The organism is Gluconobacter oxydans (genome assembly GCF_006539685.1).
Classification (GTDB): Bacteria; Pseudomonadota; Alphaproteobacteria; order Acetobacterales; family Acetobacteraceae; genus Gluconobacter; species Gluconobacter oxydans.
Genome location: NZ_BJNM01000079.1, coordinates 1 through 2,780, shown reverse-complemented (window position 1 = coordinate 2,780; position 2,780 = coordinate 1). Strand labels below are relative to the sequence as shown.

3 protein-coding genes are annotated in these 2,780 nt (G+C 59.0%); 2 read left to right on the top strand and 1 reads right to left on the bottom strand.

Annotation, left to right across the window (positions count from 1 at the left end):
* The first annotated feature begins 184 nt into the window (after positions 1-184).
* On the top strand, positions 185-586 hold the full coding sequence (locus GOX01_RS12565) for a hypothetical protein (protein ID WP_011251462.1): 402 nt from the start codon (positions 185-187) through the stop codon (positions 584-586).
* A 5-nt stretch (positions 587-591) separates the two neighbouring features.
* Entirely contained in the window at positions 592-1,683 is a 1,092-nt protein-coding gene (locus tag GOX01_RS12560; protein WP_024716594.1) for a hypothetical protein, read from the top strand.
* A 13-nt stretch (positions 1,684-1,696) separates the two neighbouring features.
* On the opposite strand, the gene GOX01_RS12555 is transcribed toward GOX01_RS12560, so the two are convergent.
* The gene (locus GOX01_RS12555; protein WP_062268873.1) at positions 1,697-2,323 is read right to left on the bottom strand and encodes an SOS response-associated peptidase; all 627 of its coding nucleotides are present in this window, start codon (positions 2,321-2,323) and stop codon (positions 1,697-1,699) included.
* Positions 2,324-2,780: the final 457 nt, after the last annotated feature.

The following is a 2,780-nucleotide window of genomic DNA, read 5'->3' as shown; positions in this document are numbered from 1 at the left end:
AGGGTGTTTGAATGCTGTTGCTACAGGCCGCTTGGTGGTATTGAAAGCTCATAGGCGAGAGACACAGCGCGCCTTCCGGCCTGTGAAATAACGGAAAAATCTCTCAGACAAACAGTCATGACATCCTGTTCGGAGTGTGGCGCAAATCAGGCCCTGTGACTCATCCTTCCGGTCGAGGATTCAAATGACGATTTCCCTTGAAGAGCTCAAAAAGCAGGCACGACAGGAAAGCCGGTCAGGTGCTTTGTCTTATACGCAGGCTCTTGCACAACTCTCCCAACGCCACGGATTCCGGACTTTCGCTGCTCTGAAAGCCAGTCTCGCCAAATCGTCAGCGGTGCATGCCCAAGACCCTGCTCCCGGTGGGAGCGGAAACGCCCGCCTTCGCGGAGAAATTGTCGGACCTATCATCATCGGTACGATCCGGGACGACCCTCATCCGATCTCGATGGATCAGGTCAAAGCTATGGGTGGAAAGGTGTTTGAAATGTCTTTTCCTGCGGACGTAAAGCAGCACTATGCGGAACTCGTCGCGTCCGGGAAGGTGATCGATCTTGGAGACTATCCGAAAAACGACGCCTCATAGGATCAATGGTTCCCCCGTTCGCCGAGAGGCTCACCCGTCTCAGTCTTGAGCTGGGACGACTGGATCAGGCGCTGAGACGTGGCTCCGCTGTACCTTCCGTCCTGTTCCGACAACGCCTGGATGCGATCCAGCGCCATAGCGCTGTCGACGGCTGGCTGATCGATCCCTGGTATCTGGTTGCCGAACTGCACGGCCTCGTGCCGAAAGTGGTCGGCCAAGACGGCTATGAACGCGGTACGGCCGTGGATGCGGCATCCCATGCCTTTACGCTCTGGCGTTGGTACGCCCGCCCGGATGCTATGCAGGCGCGTGCCATTACCGAAGCCGAAGCGTTCCTGAATGATCAGTCATCAGGGTGGGGACCGATCCTCGATGCGGGGATCGCTTTTCATCGCTGGTTACAGGCCGGTCATCTCCGTGCTCCCTTCTGCGCGGCGTTAAGCCGGTACTGGCACTCCCATGATATTCTCCGGACGCCATTGATCCTGACCGGCATAGAAGCACTCGCCCCGGGAACGCCTTGGGAGATCGAGCCTTGGCTGTGCTGGTGGCTCGATGCTCTTCTAGCCGAGGCCCGAGAAGCGCTCGATCTTCTGCACCAGCTGGAGCGAGCCAGGACACAGGCGCTTGAGAAGTGCGGCGCACAGCGTCGTCATTCCCGTGCGCCCCAAGCGGTCAATGTGCTGGCCATCCAGCCGCTCGTGTCTGCCTCTATGCTGGCGGATCGTCTGGGGATGTCGATGAAAAGCGCGCTGCAGCTTCTCAGCGCATTCCAGGACCGAGGCATTGTAGTGGAAGTCACGCACCGGAGAGCTCATCGCCTGTTTGGTCTGGCCGGCATGGGAGCGCTCCGCGACGTCGTGAAACCTCCCACACGACCCGTTCCCGGCCGAAAGCACGGCCGGCCCCGTAAGGATGATCCTTTCACGACGCAATCAATCCCGGACGAAGAAATGACGCAGCTCCCGCCGCTGACGCGGTTGGACCCGCTTCAGTTCGACTATGAGGATCTGGCTGCAGCCATGAATCAGGCTGATGAAGCCATGTTGAGAAGCTCCCGGCTAATTGCCCGTCTCAAGAGACAGAAGGCCAGCTAGGCCCCTCGTCTGTTCATAGAACCTGAAGGGATGCCTCTTGCAACGGTTTCTGGAGCTGCAGGGCGACCGGTATGGGGGCCGTCAGCCAGGTTTCGATCTCCTCCTGGCGTTCCAGGATGACAGGCATGGCTTTGGGATGATAGGGCGCGACCACAGCGTTGGCATCAGTAGTCAGGAAGCCGAAAAGATCGGCCGTGACCTCGCCTTCCTTGAGCTTGCGCACCGAGGTCCAGGACGTCCAGATCCCGGCAAAAAAGCGGAGAGGCTTCCTCTCATCGGCGGCAAACCACACTGGGTGAAACGATCCATCGTCCTGTCGCGCCTGTTCCGAGAAGGCCGTAAATGGCACCACGCAGCGATGAGGAACGCCCAGCCAGCGGCGCCAGTGCGGAGACGCCGTATTGCGGATGTTCGTCACCCCGCGGTCAACCTTGCGCTCTTTGAGGGCGAACGCCGGCGATGGCATGCCCCACCGGGCCAGAACCAGCTCCCGGCCGTTCTGACCATTGCGCACAATCGGAGCCGCGTAATCCGGATAGATGTCGGGCATGGGCGGAAGATTGCCCGTATGGTCACTGAGAACCTGCGCAATGGCGCGGATCTCATCTTGCGAGGAGGTCTGGGCATACAGATTACACATGAGCACTCTTCTGTTCTGAGCTTCGGTGCCCGTCAAAAAAGACAGTGGGAAGAAAAACACCGACCACTACGCCCACGTTTCCTTCTCAGGAAAAATAAATAGCCTGTTTGTAATTGCGCAGTGGAATTGTGGGCAGAGCCGCTTCCTGTGGTCAGCTCGTCAGAGCTGTCCCCGGGAAGGGAGCGACCGCCGTGAAGGCGGCTGTCCACAACTCCACGGCTGCTCGCTTGCTTTCAGACCGATGAGGGAGGGCCTTCAACTCCGCTCAAACCGATTTACCGTCGCTTCCGGCCCTGCTCTTACTGGCGAGGTGCTTTCGGTGGGCGGCATCGTGAGCCGCTGCCACACGTCCTCACGATCGGGCCTGTGTCGAATGGAAAAGCGGACGATCCACATGACCGCTGGCTTGATGAGGACAAGACACCAACGTCTTCGGCCGGTGAGAGATTAGGTGTTT